Genomic DNA, 16569 nt, shown 5'->3' on the forward strand with positions numbered 1-16569 from the left:
ACCGATTCCATTAACTATCTGTAAAAATGGTGCGGTCCGCAGTTCGGTGTTCAGGCGAGGAGAAGACGTTGAAGTCCAGGAAAGAGGTTGCCTCGGCGACCATGAAAGACGTTGCCGAGAAAGCACAAGTCTCAACAGCAACCGTGTCCCGCGCATTGATGAACCCTGACAAAGTCTCGCAGGCGACCCGAAACCGGGTTGAAAAGGCGGCGCTTGAGGTCGGTTATTTCCCGCAAGCCATGGGGCGCAACGTTAAACGCAACGAATCCCGCACCATCCTGGTGATCGTGCCGGACATCTGCGATCCCTTCTTCAGCGAAATCATCCGCGGCATTGAGGTCACGGCCGCCGCCCAGGGCTATCTGGTGCTGATTGGTGATTGTGCCCACCAGAACCAGCAGGAAAAAACGTTCATCGACCTGATCATCACCAAGCAGATTGATGGCATGCTGCTGCTTGGCTCACGCCTGCCGTTTGATGCCAGCATTGAAGAACAGCGCAATTTACCGCCAATGGTCATGGCGAACGAATTCGCGCCGGAGCTGGAGCTGCCGACCGTTCATATCGATAACCTCACCGCTGCGTTCAACGCCGTGAACTATCTTCAGGAGCTGGGGCATAAGCGTATCGGTTGTATTGCCGGACCAGAAGAGATGCCGCTGTGTCATTACCGGTTGCAGGGCTACGTTCAGGCGCTTCGCCGTACCGGGGCTGTTGTCGATCCGCACTACATTGCGCGCGGTGATTTCACCTTTGAAGCGGGCGGGCAGGCGCTGCAAAAATTGCTTGCCTTGCCAGAACCGCCTACCGCGGTCTTCTGCCACAGCGACGTGATGGCGCTGGGGGCGTTATCCTACGCCAAACGTCACGGCCTGCGCGTGCCAAAGGACCTGTCGATAATCGGTTTTGATAATATTTCGCTTTCGGAGTTTTGCGATCCGCCGCTTTCGACTGTTTCGCAGCCGCGGTATGACATTGGCCGGGAAGCGATGCTGCTTTTGCTGGATCAGCTGCACGGTCAAACAGTTAGCAGTGGGTCACGACTACTGGATTGTGAGCTGATTGTGCGCGGCTCTACCCAGGCATTAACTTAAAGTAAATACCTTTCGACACCCTTATCTGGTCAAAGCCCCGTCGCTTAAGTAACATGGCGGGCTGACGAACGAATAAATACAGCGAAACGATAGTGGCACAACGAGATTATGTACGTCGCGGCCAGCCGGCACCTTCGCGACGCAAAAAGAGTAGTTCAAAAAGCAAGCAACGTAGCCTGTCTGCTGTCTCCCCAGCCATGGTCGCCATTGCTGCGGCTGTGCTGGTGGCCTTTATTGGCGGCCTCTACTTCATTACGCATCATAAAAAAGAAGAGTCTGAAGCCCTTCAGGGTAACAAGGTCGTCGGCAACGGCCTTCCTCCGAAGCCTGAAGAGCGCTGGCGCTACATTAAAGAGCTGGAAAGCCGCCAGCCTGGCGTACGTGCGCCTACCGAGCCTTCTGCCGGGGGTGAAGTGAAGAATGCCGATCAGCTGACGGACGAACAGCGCCAGTTGCTCGCTCAGATGCAGGCGGACATGCGCCAGCAGCCTACGCAGCTGAACGAAGTACCGTGGAACGAACAAACCCCGGCGCAGCGTCAGCAAACGTTGCAGCGCCAGCGTCAGGCACAGCAGCAAACGCAACAGCAGCAGTGGACGCAGACGCAGCCGGTACAACAGCCGCGTACACAACCGCAGCAGCAGACGCGTACTGTACAAACGCAGCCTGTTCAGCAGCAGCCGAAAGCCCAGCTGCAGAAGCAAACAGCACAGCCGTATCAGGATCTGTTGCAGACGCCTGCACATACCACTGCGCAACAGCCAAAAACGCAGCAGGCTGCGCCGGTCACTAAAGAGACCGAGGCACCAAAGCAGACGGCTGAGAAAAAAGATGAACGCCGCTGGATGGTTCAGTGCGGTTCGTTTAAAGGCGCTGAGCAGGCAGAAACGGTGCGAGCTCAGCTGGCATTTGAAGGATTTGACTCACGCATTACCACCAATAACGGCTGGAATCGCGTGGTGATTGGACCGGTCAAAGGCAAAGAAAACGCAGACGGCACCATTTCCCGTTTGAAAGTGGCTGGCCACACAAACTGCATTCGACTCGCCTCCGGGGGTTGAAACCCCCAAAATCCCCCCCATCTATCATTTAATTCAGCCCTGAGCACAGGCTCAGGGCTTCTGTTTCCCGAATCTGTAACCAGGGGGTCTGCTCGTGACAACAATAGTAAGTGTACGCCGTAACGGCCAGGTGGTAATTGCCGGTGATGGCCAGGCCACGCTGGGTAATACCGTCATGAAAGGCAACGTGAAGAAAGTACGTCGTCTTTATAACGACAAAGTGATCGCCGGTTTCGCAGGCGGCACGGCTGATGCCTTCACGCTGTTTGAACTGTTTGAACGCAAACTGGAAATGCATCAGGGTCATCTGGTGAAAGCCGCCGTTGAGCTGGCAAAAGACTGGCGTACCGACCGCATGCTGCGCAAGCTCGAAGCGCTGCTGGCCGTGGCTGACGAAAACGCCTCGCTGATCATCACCGGTAACGGCGACGTGGTTCAGCCTGAAAACGACCTGATTGCCATCGGCTCTGGCGGCCCGTACGCCCAGGCCGCAGCCCGTGCGCTGTTGGAAAATACCGACATGAACGCGCGCGATATCGCGGTGAAAGCGTTGGATATTGCAGGTGATATCTGCATCTATACCAACCACAATCACACCATCGAAGAATTGACCTCCAAAGCGTAAGGATCGCCCATGTCTGAAATGACCCCACGCGAAATTGTCAGCGAACTGAACAAACACATTATCGGCCAGGACAACGCCAAGCGCTCCGTGGCTATCGCACTACGTAACCGCTGGCGTCGCATGCAGCTCGACGAAGAGCTTCGCCACGAAGTGACACCAAAAAATATTCTGATGATCGGCCCGACCGGGGTGGGTAAAACCGAAATCGCCCGTCGTCTGGCCAAACTGGCTAACGCGCCGTTCATCAAAGTTGAAGCCACCAAGTTCACCGAAGTGGGCTATGTGGGTAAAGAAGTGGACTCCATCATCCGCGACCTGACCGATTCAGCGATTAAGATGGTGCGTGTCCAGGCGATTGAGAAAAACCGCTATCGCGCCGAAGAGATGGCCGAAGAGCGTATTCTCGACGTGCTAATCCCACCGGCAAAAAATAACTGGGGACAGGCTGAACAGCAGCCTGAACCTTCTGCTGCGCGTCAGGCATTCCGCAAAAAACTGCGTGAAGGCGAGCTGGACGACAAAGAGATTGAGATCGATCTCGCTGCCGCGCCAATGGGCGTTGAAATCATGGCCCCTCCGGGCATGGAAGAGATGACCAGCCAGTTGCAGTCCATGTTCCAGAACCTGGGCGGGCAGAAGCAGAAAGCGCGTAAGCTGAAAATCAAAGACGCGATGAAGCTGCTGATTGAAGAAGAAGCCGCGAAGCTGGTTAACCCGGAAGAGCTGAAACAGGACGCTATCGACGCGGTTGAGCAGCACGGTATCGTGTTTATCGACGAAATCGACAAAATCTGTAAGCGCGGCGGCAACAGCTCCGGCCCGGATGTTTCCCGCGAAGGCGTTCAGCGCGACCTGCTGCCGCTGGTGGAAGGTTGCACCGTCTCTACCAAGCACGGCATGGTGAAAACTGACCACATTCTGTTTATCGCGTCAGGTGCGTTTCAGGTTGCCAGCCCATCCGATCTCATTCCGGAACTGCAGGGTCGTCTGCCAATCCGCGTTGAGCTGCAGGCGCTGACCACTGAAGATTTCGAACGTATCCTGACTGAGCCAAACGCTTCTGTGACCGTACAGTACAAAGCGTTGATGGCGACCGAAGGCGTGAATATCGAGTTCACCGACGATGGGATCAAACGCATCGCTCAGGCCGCATGGCAGGTCAACGAAACCACCGAAAACATCGGTGCGCGTCGTCTGCACACCGTGCTGGAACGCCTGGTGGAAGATATCTCTTACGATGCGAGCGACCTTAACGGTCAAACCATTACCATTGACGCAGAGTATGTGGGCAAACACCTGGATGCGTTAGTGGCAGATGAAGATCTGAGCCGTTTTATTCTATAATCGCGTTCAATGCATTTTCATCACTGTTGATGGGGGCTATGGCCCCCATTTTTATTGGCTAAATAACTATGACTGATATCAGCCGTACGCAGGCGTGGCTCGAAAGTCTGCGTCCAAAAACGCTTCCTCTGGCTTTTGCCGCCATTATCGTCGGTACCGCACTTGCCTGGTGGCAGGGGCATTTCGATCCCCTGGTGGCTGGTCTGGCGCTTGTCACCGCCGGGCTACTGCAAATCCTCTCTAATCTCGCCAATGATTACGGCGATGCGGTAAAAGGCAGCGATAAACCTGATCGTATCGGGCCGCTGCGCGGGATGCAAAAAGGGGTAATTACCCAGGCACAGATGAAGCGGGCGCTGATTATCACCGTGGTGTTGATTTGCCTGTCCGGCCTGGCGCTGGTGACGGTCGCCTCGAAAACCACCAGCGATTTCATTGGCTTCCTGGTGCTGGGCTTGCTCGCCATTATTGCAGCAATTACCTATACCGTCGGGACGCGTCCTTACGGGTATATTGGTCTGGGCGACATCTCCGTACTGGTGTTCTTCGGCTGGCTGAGCGTCATGGGAAGCTGGTACTTGCAGGCGCATACGGTGATCCCCGCCCTGTTCCTGCCCGCGACCGCCTGCGGTCTGCTGGCGACGGCGGTGCTGAATATCAATAACCTGCGCGACATCGACAGCGACCGTGAGAACGGTAAGAACACGCTGGCCGTGCGTCTGGGCCCGGTGAATGCCCGCCGCTATCACGCCTGCCTGCTCATCGGCGCGCTGGTCTGCCTGGCGCTGTTCAATCTGATCTCTCTGCACAGCCTGTGGGGCTGGCTGTTTGTGCTCGCCGCACCGCTGCTGGTCAAGCAGGCCCGCTATGTCATGCGTGAACTCAGCCCGGCTGCCATGCCGCCGATGCTGGAGCGCACGGTAAAAGGCGCGTTGCTGACTAACCTGCTGTTCGTCATCGGGATTGTCTTAAGCCAGACGCTGAGTTAGCTGACAAATATCAATTAACAATTGATGATTTTGCCAACAAGGCATTTCGCACGATATACTGAACACATTCGCAGCAACAGAGCGTTAAACCTATGAAATACGATACCTCCGAGCTTTGTGACATCTACCAGGAAGATGTCAACGTCGTTGAACCCCTGTTCTCCAACTTTGGTGGACGGTCGTCGTTTGGCGGACAAATCATCACGGTGAAATGTTTCGAGGACAACGGGTTGCTGTACGATCTGCTCGAAGAGAACGGCCGTGGCCGCGTTCTGGTGGTCGACGGCGGCGGTTCCGTGCGCCGTGCATTGATTGATGCTGAACTGGCGGGAATTGCCGTCCAGAACGAGTGGGAAGGCATTGTGGTGTACGGCTCCGTGCGTCAGGTGGACGATCTCGAAGACATGGATATCGGGATTCAGGCCATCGCGGCCATACCGGTAGGCGCAGCGGGCGACGGCATCGGCGAAAGCGACGTGCGCGTCAATTTCGGCGGCGTGACCTTCTTCTCGGGCGACCACCTTTATGCTGACAATACCGGCATTATCCTTTCTGAGGATGCGCTGGATATTGAGTAGTTAATCGGTAAGCGAGATGCATAAAAAAACCGCCAACAGCAATGTGGCGGTTTTTTTGTCCCTCGGGATTCGCGGTCCGTTGGGTGATATTGCAACCTTTAACCAGGATTTTTATCTTACCCTGATTCATTCCTCAGGTAACCCCTGTCGACCCTTTATGAATTCCTAATTATGTGTGGGAACCTTAACTCCGCAGGTGTTGCTCATTATGATGCTGTGTCCCTTTCCGCCATCTCGCAAATGGGCGCCGGTCCAGGGAAAGGTGTATTCACAACCGTAAAGCAACCTTTAACCGGGCTTGTGTCCACCGACTTATCACCGGTGGTGAACGGTGGAGCGGTAAGCAGCAGGGACCGCATAATGAAACGCTATTTATGTATCGCGTTCATTGTCGCCAGCGTACTCGTTGTAAAGAGTGATGAACCGAGTGGGTTTGTTGCTTATGCTATGACAGCGCAGGACAAGTAGCGTTAAGGCCGCCTCTGGCGGCCTTTTTTATGGTTGAAATCCGTGAGCAATAACCATAAAAAAGCCGGGTGGCGGCTTCGCCTTACCCGGCCTACTCAATTCATTCCCAAAGGAAATCAGACTTCTTCCATACGTCCCAGCAGTGCCTGCAGGCGATCCTGCCAGCCGTTCTGCTGTTCGCGCAGCTGGTTGTTTTCGCGCTCCAGTTCTTCACGGCTGTGCTGAGCATTCTGAACTTCCTGGGACAGGGAGTTGTTTTTCTCTTTCAGCTCTTCAATTTCCATCTGCAGCAGGGTGATGGTGTCGATCGCCTGCTGTACTTTCGATTCCAGTTTCTCAAACACTTCTAAAGACATGATGCTACCTCTCCTGAATTGCAAGGCGACGCTTTAACGTAAACGCGCACGACATATACCGTCGATTGTATGGAGCGCGGCGCTCTGTGTCCAGCGACACACCGCGCAGATCGCGGTTTGCAACACTTTTAGGTCTGGTCCTGGTGCGTTCGCGGTATATACCCCTAAATTGTTAACTCTTTAGTTAATGAAATGATTCAGCTCACATTATACCGTTGATGCAAAAACGCGCTTTATGGCGCGAAAACGCTCATTTTATTGACACAGACCACACATTTTGATTTCGATATTTCTCGTTTGTGCTCGTTAACGATAAATTAACACTATGTCTACAGGGCATCGTGGCTGTCACGGGCGGTCACGCAAACAATAAACATTACTCTTTTGCAGGATTCCGATTATGAGTCAGACATCAACCTTAAAAGGCCAGTGCATTGCCGAGTTCCTGGGTACCGGGTTGTTGATATTCTTCGGAGTAGGCTGTGTCGCTGCACTGAAAGTGGCAGGTGCCAGTTTTGGTCAGTGGGAAATCAGTATTATCTGGGGTTTGGGCGTGGCGATGGCCATCTACCTGACCGCAGGGGTTTCCGGCGCACATCTTAACCCGGCGGTGACCATCGCGTTGTGGCTATTCGCGTGCTTTGACGGACGCAAAGTTGTCCCTTTCATCATTTCACAATTTGCCGGCGCCTTTTGCGCAGCGGCGTTAGTTTACGGGCTTTATTACAATCTTTTCACCGACTTCGAACAGACGCATCATATAGTGCGTGGCAGTGTCGAAAGTCTGGATCTGGCAGGCATTTTCTCAACGTATCCGAATCCGCATATTAATTTTGTGCAGGCGTTCGCAGTTGAAATGGTGATTACCGCTATTCTGATGGGCGTCATTATGGCGCTGGGCGACGACGGAAACGGCATTCCGCGCGGCCCGCTGGCACCACTTTTGATTGGCCTTCTGATTGCGGTAATTGGCGCATCCATGGGTCCGCTGACCGGCTTTGCGATGAATCCGGCGCGTGACCTGGGTCCAAAAACCTTCGCCTTCTTTGCAGGATGGGGCGATGTCGCCTTTACCGGCGGCAAAGACATTCCTTACTTCCTGGTTCCGCTGTTCGGGCCAATCGTAGGGGCGGCGCTGGGCGCATTCGGCTATCGCAAATTAATTGGTCGCCACTTACCGTGCGACACCTGTGTGGAAGAGGAAAAAGAGTCGACTTCCACCACACAACAAAAAGCTTCGCTGTAATCTGACTACGGGACACATACCATGACCGAAAAAAAATATATCGTTGCGCTCGACCAGGGCACTACCAGCTCCCGCGCTGTCGTAATGGATCATGACGCGAACATTGTCAGCGTGTCTCAACGCGAATTTGAGCAAATCTATCCGCGTCCAGGCTGGGTTGAACACGACCCGATGGAGATCTGGGCGTCACAAAGCTCCACGCTGGTGGAAGTGCTGGCGAAAGCCGACATCAGTTCTGACGAGATTGCCGCTATCGGTATCACCAACCAGCGTGAAACCACCGTTGTCTGGGAGCGCGAAACCGGTAAGCCCATCTACAACGCCATTGTCTGGCAGTGCCGCCGCACCTCAGAGATCTGCGAAAAACTGAAGCGCGACGGAATGGAAGAGTACGTGCGCAGTACAACCGGTCTGGTCATTGACCCGTATTTCTCCGGCACCAAAGTGAAGTGGATCCTCGATCACGTGGAAGGTTCACGCGAACGTGCACGACGCGGCGAGCTGCTGTTTGGCACCGTCGATACCTGGCTTATCTGGAAGATGACTCAGGGACGCGTTCACGTCACCGACTACACCAACGCCTCGCGCACCATGCTGTTCAACATCAACACTCTGGAGTGGGATGACAAGATGCTGGACGCGCTGGACATTCCGCGTGCGATGCTGCCAGACGTGCGCAAATCTTCAGAAGTATACGGCCAGACCAACATCGGCGGTAAAGGCGGCACCCGTATTCCTATCGCCGGTATTGCCGGTGACCAGCAGGCGGCGCTGTTCGGCCAGCTGTGCGTCAAGGAAGGGATGGCGAAGAACACTTACGGCACCGGCTGCTTTATGCTCATGAACACCGGCGAGAAAGCGGTGAAATCAGAAAACGGTCTGCTGACCACCATCGCCTGCGGCCCACGCGGTGAAGTGAACTATGCCCTGGAAGGGGCGGTATTCATGGCAGGCGCCTCCATTCAGTGGCTGCGCGACGAGATGAAGCTGATCAGCGATGCGTTTGACTCCGAATACTTCGCGACCAAAGTGAAAGACACCAACGGCGTATACGTGGTGCCAGCGTTTACCGGTCTGGGCGCACCGTACTGGGATCCGTACGCCCGCGGCGCGATTTTCGGCCTGACGCGCGGTGTGAACTCAAACCACATTATTCGTGCGACCCTGGAATCCATCGCCTACCAGACGCGCGACGTGCTGGAAGCGATGCAGGCGGACTCCGGCATTCGTCTGCACGCCCTGCGCGTGGACGGCGGTGCGGTAGCCAACAACTTCCTGATGCAGTTCCAGTCCGACATTCTGGGTACCCGCGTTGAACGTCCTGAGGTGCGAGAAGTAACGGCGCTGGGCGCGGCGTATCTGGCAGGTCTGGCGGTTGGCTTCTGGCAAAACCTTGACGAGCTTCAGGAAAAAGCGGTGATCGAACGCGAATTCCGTCCAGGCATCGAAACCACCGAGCGCAACTACCGCTACAGCGGCTGGAAGAAAGCGGTGAAACGTGCCCTGGCATGGGAAGAGCACGACGAGTAAGACAGACTCACCCCTCACCCTAACCCTCTCCCCTTTGGGGAGAGGGCCGGGGTGAGGGGCTCAGACCGCACCACCCCTCCCCCTCCCCACTCTGTGATAAACTTCGTGCAATTCCTTTTGATTGTACGAGTACCTCATGAAACGTGAACTTGCTATCGAGTTTTCCCGCGTCACCGAAGCTGCCGCCCTCGCAGGCTACAAGTGGCTGGGCCGTGGCGACAAAAATACCGCAGACGGCGCAGCCGTCCACGCCATGCGCATTGTGCTTAATCAGGTCAATATCGATGGCACTATCGTCATTGGCGAAGGCGAAATCGACGAAGCCCCGATGCTCTACATCGGTGAAAAAGTCGGGACAGGCAAAGGCGATGCGGTGGATATCGCGGTCGACCCGATCGAAGGCACGCGCATGACGGCGATGGGCCAGGCCAACGCGCTGGCGGTGCTGGCGGTGGGCGATAAGGGCTGCTTCCTCAACGCGCCAGATATGTACATGGAAAAGCTGATTGTCGGTCCTGGTGCTAAAGGCGCTATCGACCTTAGCCTGCCGCTGGATGCCAACCTGCGCAATATCGCAGCGGCGCTGGGTAAACCGCTCAACGAACTCACCGTGACCATCCTGGCGAAACCGCGCCACGACGCCACCATCGCTTATCTGCAAGCACTCGGCGTGCGCGTATTTGCCATTCCTGATGGCGACGTTGCCGCCTCTATTCTGACCTGCATGCCGGACAGCGAGGTCGACGTGCTTTACGGCATCGGCGGCGCGCCGGAAGGTGTGGTCTCTGCGGCAGTGATCCGCGCGCTGGACGGCGATATGCAGGCGCGTCTGCTGCCACGCCATGAGGTCAAAGGCGACAGCGACGAGAACCTTCGCATTGGTGAAGACGAACTGGCGCGCTGTGCGGCGATGGGCATCGAGGCCTATAAAGTGCTCGCGCTGAACGAGATGGCTCGCAGCGATAACGTGGTCTTCTCCGCAACCGGCATCACCAAAGGCGATCTGCTGGATGGCATCACCCGCAAGGGAAACATGGCCACCACTGAAACCCTGCTGATCCGCGGCAAATCCCGCACCATTCGCCGCATTCAGTCCATTCATTATCTCGACCGCAAAGACCCGGACGTACAGACGTACATTCTGTAAAACCGTTTGATCGATAGAGCTTTCCGGCCCGAATGGGCTGGAAATGTTTCCCACAAGTACGGAAGATAGAAGAGAGAAACAGCACAGGAGAAGATCATGGCGGACTGGGTAACAGGTAAAGTCACAAAGGTACAGTTCTGGACCGATGCGCTATTTAGCCTCACGCTGCACGCTCCCGTTCATCCGTTTACCGCCGGGCAGTTTGCCAAGCTCGGGCTGGATATCGACGGTGAACGCGTACAGCGCGCCTACTCTTACGTTAACGCGCCTGATAACCCGGATCTCGAGTTCTATCTGGTCACCGTTCCGGACGGTAAGCTCAGCCCGCGCCTCGCCGCGCTGAAGCCGGGCGATGAGGTGCAGATTGTCTCCGACGCGGCGGGGTTCTTCGTGCTGGATGAAATCCCCGACTGTGACACGCTCTGGATGCTGGCGACCGGCACGGCCATCGGCCCGTATCTCTCTATCCTGGAGTACGGCAAAGATCTGGAGCGCTTTAAGAATATCGTGCTGGTTCACGCCGCGCGCTACGCCGCAGACCTGAGCTATTTGCCGCAGATGCAGGCGCTGGAACAGCGATATGGCGGGAAGTTAAAAATTCAGACGGTGGTCAGCCGCGAAACCGCAGCTGGCTCGTTAACCGGCCGCGTTCCGGCGTTGATTGAAAGCGGCGCGCTGGAAGAGGCGGTGGGTTTACCGATGAATACCGAAACCAGCCACGTGATGCTGTGCGGTAACCCGCAAATGGTGCGCGATACGCAGCAACTGCTGAAGGATACCCGGCAGATGACGAAACACCTTCGCCGCCGACCGGGCCATATGACCGCCGAACACTACTGGTGATCAGCGGTACTTCACCTCAAGGGTATCTTTTCCGTATTTGTTCTCGCTCTGGGTGCCAATAAACGCACCCAGTTCGACAACCATCATCACAAAGATAACCGTCGGCAGCAGTCTGCCCACCACCCACGGGAGGATGGAGGGCAGCATTGACCAGTTCCCCGCCACCAGCATCCACGCCAGAATAATCAGAAAAGCCCAAGCGCCGGAGCGACCGCGATCGTGCAGACGTTTCACCACCACGGCGGCGGTTGGCCACAGTAAACAGACCAGCGCAAAAGCCGCAGTTTGCGTGCTCAGCCAGGCGTTATAGGCAACAAAAAACAGAAGCAGCATGGCGACAACCCACGCTGCCATCCAGATCCAGAAGTCACGGCGTCCAATACGCCCTTTGAATGAAAACAACCACTGCTGTATGGTCATGTAAGGTTCCTTATTATTGTTTAGCCCGCATTTTACCCTGGAGTTGTGACCTTTTGACAAGCCGACCAGATATCGTTTTAATCATGGGCAATGACGGCCAGGGGCAAAGTTGATGAAAAGTTCGGCACACTCTCTTTATTTGTGTTTAGCGATGCTGAGCGCCATTTTTTCTCTGCACGCCGCGGAACCGGCCTCCCCGGTCACCGCCCCCTACCTTCTGGCGGGCGCCCCCTCTTTCGATCAATCTATCAGCCAGTTCCGCGAAGCCTTCAATAAAGAAAACCCCTCGCTTGCGCTGGGAGAGTTCCGTGCGATTGACGGTGCCCGCGATACGCCAACCCTGACCCGCGCTGCCAGCAAAATTAACGAGAATCTATATGCTTCCACTGCCCTTGAGCGCGGAACGTTAAAAATCAAAAGTATGCAGATCACCTGGCTGCCGATTCAGGGCCCAGAGCAGAAAGCAGCGAAAGCGAAAGCGCTGGAGTATATGAGTGCTATTTTGCGCGCCTTTACCCCCACCTTCACGAAAGCGCAAAGCCAGCAAAAGCTGCAAAAACTGCTTACCGCCGGGAAAAACAAACGCTATTACGCCGATACGGAAGGTGCCGTTCGCTATGTTGTCGCAGATAACGGCGAAAAGGGGCTGACCTTCGCGGTTGAACCGATTAAGCTGGCCCTATCAGACGCACTCGAGGGGGCGAATTAATGACAAAAAGCAAAGCCTTTCGAGGGAAAATCTCTATACTGATTCACAGACCATGCTGCCCTTAAGGGTGGCCATATTCCTTAATTCGCTTATTGAGCGTGGAGAATTGAAATGCGACATCCTTTAGTGATGGGTAACTGGAAACTGAACGGCAGCCGCCACATGGTAAACGAACTGGTTGCTAACCTGCGTAAAGAGCTGGCTGGCGTGACCGGCTGCGCGGTTGCTATCGCTCCGCCGGATATGTACCTGGATCTGGCTAAACGTGCCGCTGACGGCAGCCACATCATTCTGGGCGCGCAGAACGTTGACGTTAACCTGTCTGGCGCGTTTACCGGTGAAACCTCCGCTGAAATGCTGAAAGACATCGGCGCGAAATACATCATCATCGGCCACTCTGAGCGTCGCACCTACCACAAAGAATCTGACGAGTTCATCGCGAAGAAATTCGCTGTGCTGAAAGAGCAGGGTCTGATCCCGGTTCTGTGCATCGGTGAAACCGAAGCAGAAAACGAAGCGGGTAAAACCGAAGAAGTGTGCGCACGTCAGATCGACGCTGTGCTGAAAACCCAGGGCGCGGCAGCGTTCGAAGGCGCGGTTATCGCTTACGAGCCAGTCTGGGCGATCGGTACCGGCAAATCTGCAACTCCAGCGCAGGCACAGGCGGTGCACAAGTTCATCCGTGACCACATTGCAAAAGCAGACGCGAAAGTGGCTGAGCAGGTCATCATCCAGTACGGCGGTTCCGTTAACGCATCAAACGCAGCTGAGCTGTTCACCCAGCCAGACATCGATGGCGCGCTGGTTGGCGGCGCATCCCTGAAAGCAGACGCTTTCGCGGTGATCGTTAAAGCGGCAGAAGCGGCTAAGCAGGCGTAATTGCCTTTGGGGCGGGTGGCGCTTCGCTAACCCGCCCTACAAAACCACTACAAACGTCCTAATACGCTAAACCACAAATAATCCAGCGGCAGCAGTACCAGATACGTCGCAATCGCCAGCGCCAGGCAGAGCAGCATCCCCGCCTTCGCAGGCACTTTCCCTAAGCCCATCGCCACCACAATCGGCGACGCCTGATACGGCAGCAGCGGCGTGGAATACCCCAGCACCTGAATCATGATCACCGACAGCAGCGGGAAGCCGGTCGCGTCGGAGAAGCTCTGCGCCAGCGTGGTGTACAGCGCCGGAACGCCGTTGGCGGTCATAATGAAGTTGAGCGCCGTGGTGATCCCCGTCAGCGCCAGGAAGCTGGTAAACGGGCGGTCTGTATCCAGCGGCATGATATGGAGCAACGCTTCACCTACGGCCGCACCGATACCGGTCTGCGTCACCGTAATGGCCAGCCCGAGTATACCCGCGACGTAAATACAGGTGCGCATATTCACCCCCGCCGAGAACTCCTCACCGGTGATAAAACCAATGCGCGGGAGCAGGACGATGACCGAGGCCGCCAGCCCTGTCCACGCTGGGCCCACGCCGTGCCAGCTCTCCGTTACCCACATCGTCAACACCACCGCCAGCAGCCAGGCGAGTCGTTTTTCGTCACGCCCCATCGGTTCAGACGGCGTCAGATCCTTCGCCGGTTTTGGGTTGCCGGGAAACAGCCAGCAGATCAGGCCAATCAGAATCAGGCCTTTGAGAATACCCAGCACCGGCGTGTGCAGCAGCAGATACGGGACATAGTTGAGGTGGATGCCGTATGAGCCCTCCGCCGCGCCGCTCATCACAAGGTTTGGCACGTTAGCGGGCAAAATAGTGGCCGAGAGCTGGAAGGTGCCAAACCCGACCGCCAGCGCCAGGCCAAACCAGGCCCGCGAGCCATCAGGAATGCCGGCCCGCTTCGCCATCGCGGCGACAATCGGCATCAGCAGCGCAATACGTCCCATGTTCGACGGCATCACGAATGCCAGGGCATAGCTCAGCAGCACAACGCTTGCCACCATCAGCACCCAGGAGTCGGTAAGCTTTGCCGACAGCGCCCGGGCGGCCCTGTCCGCCAGGCCGGTTTTCCGAATCGCCACGCCCAGCACAAAGCCGCTGAACACCAGCCAGAAGGCAGACGAGGCGAAGCCGCCAAAGATCACTTCCGGCGGGGCGATTCTGGCGGTCATCGCCGCCGTAAAGAACAGCAGCGCGGTGATAAATTCCGGCAACAGCGACGTCGCCCACAGCACGATGGTGACGCCGACGATCAGCGAGGGAAGCAGCAGAGGATGCGTTAACCAGAGCGACATACCTGTCTCCTGTAGAATTTTTCAGCAAGTCTACGGCGACAGGCAGGGCGAGTAAACGCTATTTATGGTGGGGTCACTTCAGGATATCGCATTGATGATCCTGCAATTCCTCAGCCGACGCACGGTTAAAGATAAGCAGGTTACGCTCTGTCGCCAGCAGTACAAACGAGCCGTCTGACTGCTGCGCCATCGCCAGCGCGAAGCGTCCCATATGGTCGCGCGCTTCCGGCAGCTCTTCCGCCAGCATCATAAACGGGCTGCGCTGCACCAGTTCGTTCTCCGTCATCCGACGGGCAAGGTACTCATGCCCTTCCAGCCCGCCCGGAAGCGGTAGCCACTGGGTGCTGATTTGCCCCTGCGCCGCGTTCAGCTTCTCGCGCACGTCCGGGCGCAGGCAGGAGATGTGGATATGAAAATGGTTCTGCGTGCGCCCGGTCGGGGAGTTGATGGTCAGAGAAACAGCGCTGTCAGGCACGTCGGCTCCCCGTTTCATGCTCATAAAATGACGAGACTGCCATGCCAGCCAGAAGAAATTCGGTGTCTGAGGCTCAGTCAGCAGCGGGCTTTCGGTGCCGTTGATACGGTACGTGGGCATCAGCAGGTATTGCAGCGGTCCGTTGCGGTCCTTGAACACCACGTAGCCCGCATCTGGCATCACCTGCGCACACGGTGCCGGGTTACGGTTATGCAGCTGGTTGGGCACACACTGGTCGAGCACGATATGGCGCAACGCATTCGGATTACCCGCTTTCATCCAGTACACGCCGCCTGCGGCAAGGGCGATAACGATCAGAATCAGTAAGATAATTTTTTTCACAACGCGTTCCCTGTTTTCAATAGAGGCAAAAGAGTAACGCAAAATGATGACCAAATAAAAAACCCGGTGGATTTCTCACACCGGGTTACCGTGTCGTTCTTTGTAAAACGCTTAGCGCTTGCTGATCTGGTCGAAGGTGCCGCCGTTAGAGAAGTGCTCTTTTTGCGCTTTGGTCCAGCCGCCAAAAACATCATCGATAGTGAACAGCTTCAGTTTCGGGAAGGCATTTTCGTATTTCTTCGCGACGGCCTCATCGCGCGGGCGGTAGAAGTTTTTCGCCGCAATTTCCTGCCCTTCCGGTGAGTAGAGGTACTTCAGGTAGGCTTCCGCCACCGCTTTGGTGCCCTTCTTATCAACAACCTTATCGACGACGGAGACGGTCGGCTCAGCCAGGATGGATTCGCTCGGGGTCACGATCTCGAATTTGTCTTTACCCAGCTCGTTGGTCGCCAGCAGGGCTTCGTTTTCCCAGGCAATCAGCACGTCGCCGATGCCGCGCTCGACGAAGGTGTTAGTTGCGCCGCGCGCGCCGGAGTCCAGCACTTCGACATTTTTAAACAGCGCTTTCACGAATTCCTGCGCTTTAGCCTGGTCACCGTTGTTGTGGTGCAGGGCGTAGCCCCAGGCCGCCAGGTAGTTCCAGCGTGCGCCGCCGGAGCTTTTCGGGTTCGGCGTGATGACAGACACGCCCGGCTTAATCAGGTCGTTCCAGTCTTTAATCTGTTTCGGGTTGCCTTTGCGCACCAGGAAGACGATGGTCGAAGTGTATGGCGCAGAGTTGTCCGGCAGGCGCTTGATCCAGTTTTTGTCGATACGGCCACGCTCCGCGATCGCGTCCACGTCATAAGCCAGCGCCAGGGTAACCACATCGGCTTCAATGCCGTTGATCACCGATGTCGCCTGCTTACCTGAACCGCCGTGAGACTGGCGAACCACCACGTTATCGCCGGTTTCCTGTTTCCAGTGCGCCGCAAAAGCTTTGTTGTACTGGTCGTACAGTTCACGCGTCGGATCGTACGACACGTTCAGTAACTGAATGTCCTTTGCCAGAACGCTGGTCGATGCCAGCAATAATGTTAACCCCACGCCCCATTTATTCATCGCCCGGCTC

Annotated in this window: 17 protein-coding genes; 12 read left to right on the forward strand and 5 right to left on the reverse strand. The window is 56.1% G+C overall.

The genetic code is table 11. From position 1 onward, the window contains the following. Nucleotides 1-68 precede the first annotated feature (68 nt). From cytR to rraA, 6 genes are all read left to right on the forward strand, one after another. Entirely contained in the window at nucleotides 69-1094 is a 1026-nt protein-coding gene (gene cytR / locus ACNQ0T_RS16965) for a DNA-binding transcriptional regulator CytR (protein ID WP_063146860.1), read from the forward strand. Nucleotides 1095-1186: 92 nt separating this feature from the next. Further along, nucleotides 1187-2155, forward strand: a complete 969-nt coding sequence (gene ftsN, locus ACNQ0T_RS16970) for a cell division protein FtsN (RefSeq protein WP_252066437.1) — start codon at nucleotides 1187-1189, stop codon at nucleotides 2153-2155. Between the two features lie 94 nt (nucleotides 2156-2249). Next, nucleotides 2250-2780, forward strand: a complete 531-nt coding sequence (gene hslV / locus ACNQ0T_RS16975) for an ATP-dependent protease subunit HslV (RefSeq protein ID WP_022649795.1) — start codon at nucleotides 2250-2252, stop codon at nucleotides 2778-2780. A gap of 9 nt (nucleotides 2781-2789) precedes the next feature. Continuing rightward, the gene (hslU, locus tag ACNQ0T_RS16980) at nucleotides 2790-4124 is read left to right on the forward strand and encodes an HslU--HslV peptidase ATPase subunit (protein WP_022649796.1); all 1335 of its coding nucleotides are present in this window, start codon (nucleotides 2790-2792) and stop codon (nucleotides 4122-4124) included. Nucleotides 4125-4186: 62 nt separating this feature from the next. Further along, complete coding sequence (menA, locus tag ACNQ0T_RS16985; RefSeq protein WP_088581795.1) at nucleotides 4187-5113, forward strand: 1,4-dihydroxy-2-naphthoate polyprenyltransferase; 927 nt, start codon at nucleotides 4187-4189, stop codon at nucleotides 5111-5113. Between the two features lie 92 nt (nucleotides 5114-5205). Beyond that, a complete protein-coding gene (rraA, locus tag ACNQ0T_RS16990) occupies nucleotides 5206-5691 on the forward strand; it encodes a ribonuclease E activity regulator RraA (protein ID WP_022649798.1) in 486 nt (161 codons plus the stop codon). Between the two features lie 584 nt (nucleotides 5692-6275). On the opposite strand, the gene zapB is transcribed toward rraA, so the two are convergent. Further along, the gene (zapB, locus tag ACNQ0T_RS16995) at nucleotides 6276-6515 is read right to left on the reverse strand and encodes a septal ring assembly protein ZapB (protein WP_022649799.1); all 240 of its coding nucleotides are present in this window, start codon (nucleotides 6513-6515) and stop codon (nucleotides 6276-6278) included. A 400-nt stretch (nucleotides 6516-6915) separates the two neighbouring features. Here zapB and ACNQ0T_RS17000 point away from each other — a divergent pair, with 400 nt between their 5' ends. The 4 genes from ACNQ0T_RS17000 to fpr all read left to right on the forward strand — a co-directional run bounded on the left by ACNQ0T_RS17000 (nucleotide 6916) and on the right by fpr (nucleotide 11281). Continuing rightward, on the forward strand, nucleotides 6916-7761 hold the full coding sequence (locus ACNQ0T_RS17000) for an MIP/aquaporin family protein (RefSeq protein ID WP_284098312.1): 846 nt from the start codon (nucleotides 6916-6918) through the stop codon (nucleotides 7759-7761). 21 nt (nucleotides 7762-7782) lie between these two features. Then, nucleotides 7783-9291: a glycerol kinase GlpK gene (gene glpK, locus ACNQ0T_RS17005; RefSeq protein ID WP_022649801.1), complete on the forward strand. Its 1509-nt coding sequence runs from the start codon at nucleotides 7783-7785 to the stop codon at nucleotides 9289-9291. 136 nt (nucleotides 9292-9427) lie between these two features. Next, nucleotides 9428-10438 (forward strand): class II fructose-bisphosphatase, encoded by a 1011-nt coding sequence (gene glpX / locus ACNQ0T_RS17010; RefSeq protein ID WP_022649802.1) that lies wholly within the window; start codon nucleotides 9428-9430, stop codon nucleotides 10436-10438. A 96-nt stretch (nucleotides 10439-10534) separates the two neighbouring features. After that, on the forward strand, nucleotides 10535-11281 hold the full coding sequence (gene fpr / locus ACNQ0T_RS17015) for a ferredoxin--NADP(+) reductase (protein ID WP_022649803.1): 747 nt from the start codon (nucleotides 10535-10537) through the stop codon (nucleotides 11279-11281). Here fpr and ACNQ0T_RS17020 read toward each other — a convergent pair whose 3' ends face one another. Beyond that, nucleotides 11282-11701 carry a DUF805 domain-containing protein gene (locus ACNQ0T_RS17020; protein WP_022649804.1) on the reverse strand — a complete coding sequence of 140 codons (420 nt, stop codon included), beginning with the start codon at nucleotides 11699-11701 and terminating at the stop codon, nucleotides 11282-11284. A gap of 112 nt (nucleotides 11702-11813) precedes the next feature. Here ACNQ0T_RS17020 and ACNQ0T_RS17025 point away from each other — a divergent pair, with 112 nt between their 5' ends. Then, on the forward strand, nucleotides 11814-12410 hold the full coding sequence (locus ACNQ0T_RS17025; RefSeq protein WP_199126144.1) for a DUF1454 family protein: 597 nt from the start codon (nucleotides 11814-11816) through the stop codon (nucleotides 12408-12410). A gap of 111 nt (nucleotides 12411-12521) precedes the next feature. Continuing rightward, nucleotides 12522-13289 carry a triose-phosphate isomerase gene (gene tpiA, locus ACNQ0T_RS17030; RefSeq protein ID WP_003862019.1) on the forward strand — a complete coding sequence of 256 codons (768 nt, stop codon included), beginning with the start codon at nucleotides 12522-12524 and terminating at the stop codon, nucleotides 13287-13289. Nucleotides 13290-13336: 47 nt separating this feature from the next. On the opposite strand, the gene ACNQ0T_RS17035 is transcribed toward tpiA, so the two are convergent. The 3 genes from ACNQ0T_RS17035 to ACNQ0T_RS17045 form a co-directional block, all read right to left on the reverse strand. Further along, nucleotides 13337-14641, reverse strand: a complete 1305-nt coding sequence (locus tag ACNQ0T_RS17035) for an SLC13 family permease (protein ID WP_417930258.1) — start codon at nucleotides 14639-14641, stop codon at nucleotides 13337-13339. 73 nt (nucleotides 14642-14714) lie between these two features. Next, on the reverse strand, nucleotides 14715-15458 hold the full coding sequence (locus tag ACNQ0T_RS17040; RefSeq protein ID WP_417930259.1) for a CDP-diacylglycerol diphosphatase: 744 nt from the start codon (nucleotides 15456-15458) through the stop codon (nucleotides 14715-14717). 111 nt (nucleotides 15459-15569) lie between these two features. Further along, nucleotides 15570-16559 (reverse strand): sulfate ABC transporter substrate-binding protein, encoded by a 990-nt coding sequence (locus ACNQ0T_RS17045; RefSeq protein ID WP_023298902.1) that lies wholly within the window; start codon nucleotides 16557-16559, stop codon nucleotides 15570-15572. Between the last annotated feature and the right edge of the window lie 10 nt (nucleotides 16560-16569).

It is taken from the genome of Enterobacter cloacae complex sp.6700776 (assembly GCF_048284255.1).
Classification (GTDB): domain Bacteria; phylum Pseudomonadota; class Gammaproteobacteria; order Enterobacterales; family Enterobacteriaceae; genus Enterobacter; species Enterobacter intestinihominis.

What these genes read in the sequence shown, in the direction of transcription:
- ACNQ0T_RS17020 (WP_022649804.1), bottom strand. Translation starts at nt 11,701, where the DNA reads ATGACCATACAGCAGTGGTTGTTTTCATTCAAAGGGCGTATTGGACGC.
- ACNQ0T_RS17025 (WP_199126144.1), top strand. Translation starts at nt 11,814, where the DNA reads ATGAAAAGTTCGGCACACTCTCTTTATTTGTGTTTAGCGATGCTGAGC.
- fpr (WP_022649803.1), top strand. Translation starts at nt 10,535, where the DNA reads ATGGCGGACTGGGTAACAGGTAAAGTCACAAAGGTACAGTTCTGGACC.
- ACNQ0T_RS17035 (WP_417930258.1), bottom strand. Translation starts at nt 14,641, where the DNA reads ATGTCGCTCTGGTTAACGCATCCTCTGCTGCTTCCCTCGCTGATCGTC.
- zapB (WP_022649799.1), bottom strand. Translation starts at nt 6,515, where the DNA reads ATGTCTTTAGAAGTGTTTGAGAAACTGGAATCGAAAGTACAGCAGGCG.
- hslU (WP_022649796.1), top strand. Translation starts at nt 2,790, where the DNA reads ATGTCTGAAATGACCCCACGCGAAATTGTCAGCGAACTGAACAAACAC.
- tpiA (WP_003862019.1), top strand. Translation starts at nt 12,522, where the DNA reads ATGCGACATCCTTTAGTGATGGGTAACTGGAAACTGAACGGCAGCCGC.
- ACNQ0T_RS17045 (WP_023298902.1), bottom strand. Translation starts at nt 16,559, where the DNA reads ATGAATAAATGGGGCGTGGGGTTAACATTATTGCTGGCATCGACCAGC.
- glpK (WP_022649801.1), top strand. Translation starts at nt 7,783, where the DNA reads ATGACCGAAAAAAAATATATCGTTGCGCTCGACCAGGGCACTACCAGC.
- rraA (WP_022649798.1), top strand. Translation starts at nt 5,206, where the DNA reads ATGAAATACGATACCTCCGAGCTTTGTGACATCTACCAGGAAGATGTC.
- ACNQ0T_RS17000 (WP_284098312.1), top strand. Translation starts at nt 6,916, where the DNA reads ATGAGTCAGACATCAACCTTAAAAGGCCAGTGCATTGCCGAGTTCCTG.
- glpX (WP_022649802.1), top strand. Translation starts at nt 9,428, where the DNA reads ATGAAACGTGAACTTGCTATCGAGTTTTCCCGCGTCACCGAAGCTGCC.